The organism is Aeromonas sp. 1HA1, from assembly GCF_029237385.1.
GTDB lineage: Bacteria > Pseudomonadota > Gammaproteobacteria > Enterobacterales > Aeromonadaceae > Aeromonas > Aeromonas popoffii.
Genome location: NZ_JAACGC010000159.1, coordinates 1 through 1,485 on the forward strand (window position 1 = coordinate 1; position 1,485 = coordinate 1,485).

The following is a 1,485-nucleotide window of genomic DNA, read 5'->3' on the forward strand; positions in this document are numbered from 1 at the left end:
GTTTTGCCAGATCGATGCCGATAGCCGTAGCCTTCATGGTGGTCGCCTCTCTCATCAGTGGGAACTTACATTCGCCACTTTGGCACTCAGATGCCGTTTTGGGGAGGGGCGACCATCCCATTACTTCTTCTTACAGGCTGCCCGTTAGAGGGCGATAATGGATCGACCGGACAAAATGGAGAAACCGGCGTTGCTGGATCTGCAGGTCCTCAAGGGGCAACCGGAGCGGCTGGAGTTGCTGGCATTAATTGCTGGGATCTAAATGGTGATCGAGTTGACGATATCGATGAAGACACCAATCATGATGGATTATGGGATGCCTATGATTGTCGCTTCAATTCTGTTTTGTCACAAAACCAGACAGTAGAACTGAATCATCAGCATATGTGTGAGGCCTTAGCGGCAAACAATATATATCCAGTAGGCTGCCCATCCAGTACTCATACAGTCCCCACCGGTACATTGACAAGAATGATATCTACAAACTTTTTTGACGATGGTACGGGCAATAGACTTCTAAGCTGTGGCGATAGCCCAAGCAATGGATTACTCAGCATAAGCCTACGAGACTTCGTAAACTCAGATGGCGTTACCGTTAAGGAAGGGTGGTGGGAGCTAGAGGGCGGATATATCGCTAAATCAGGAACTATGTCTATATTTGAATCAGTTAATGGCGGGTGCCAGACCCTCTGTGCAGCTGATGCAGACTGCATCGCTTCGGTCGCTGTTAGACAATCGTCTGAATCTTCATCTTGCCGTTTATTTTACCATTCAGATACTGCCATAAAATATGAGCGATTTTGTGGTAGGGAAATCCCTGGTGTCTTTAAAGCAGAAGATCAATGCAAACTAACTCTAGCCGCCAATGCTATTTGGGCGTCTAAGTGTCCATAACTTTGAATACTTAACAAGTCAAAGCAAGCGGACTTGGTAAAGCTGTCAGCTTTTTTGCATGGGCAAAAAGGCCGCCAACTTTACCAAGCCGTTGTTTGAGGCGTTATATGCCAAATCGATTATTGGCTAAATATTCAGGCTCATCAAAGGAGTTAAGTTGTAATGGAAAACACGTACGAAAAAATACTAGGTAAATATGCATCACAGTTTATCCTCGTAATTAATAAGATTCTTTCCGAAGTTAGAAATCATAAATATCATTTCATGAACGAGAGTGAATTTACATCCCTAATGCAAACCTCTCCATGTGAGGGGCAATCTCAATATATGAAGGAATTATTGTATAGAGCAAATTTTGGTTCTTTATCTGCAATTGCTAAAAATTATGAATGGTTAAGAGGAATGCATAATTCATATGAGGCTGGATTATATTTGCCGTTTGCATCTTCATTTAGGTGTCTTATTGCTGTCTCTTGATCAGATCTTGATCCCCGAAGCCATCATCTCTTTGGCGGCAATAAAGCCGTCCAGTTTACTTTGCAGTGTTTGCCAGCCTTCCCAGAGTGAGCTCCAGCCTGCAATCCCTGTTCG

At 43.8% G+C, this 1,485-nt stretch carries 1 protein-coding gene; it reads left to right on the plus strand.

What is annotated here, in order from left to right; genetic code table 11:
• The first annotated feature begins 1,056 nt into the window (after positions 1-1,056).
• Positions 1,057-1,371, plus strand: a complete 315-nt coding sequence (locus GWQ22_RS21325) for a hypothetical protein (RefSeq protein ID WP_275931606.1) — start codon at positions 1,057-1,059, stop codon at positions 1,369-1,371.
• The last annotated feature ends 114 nt before the right edge of the window (positions 1,372-1,485 follow it).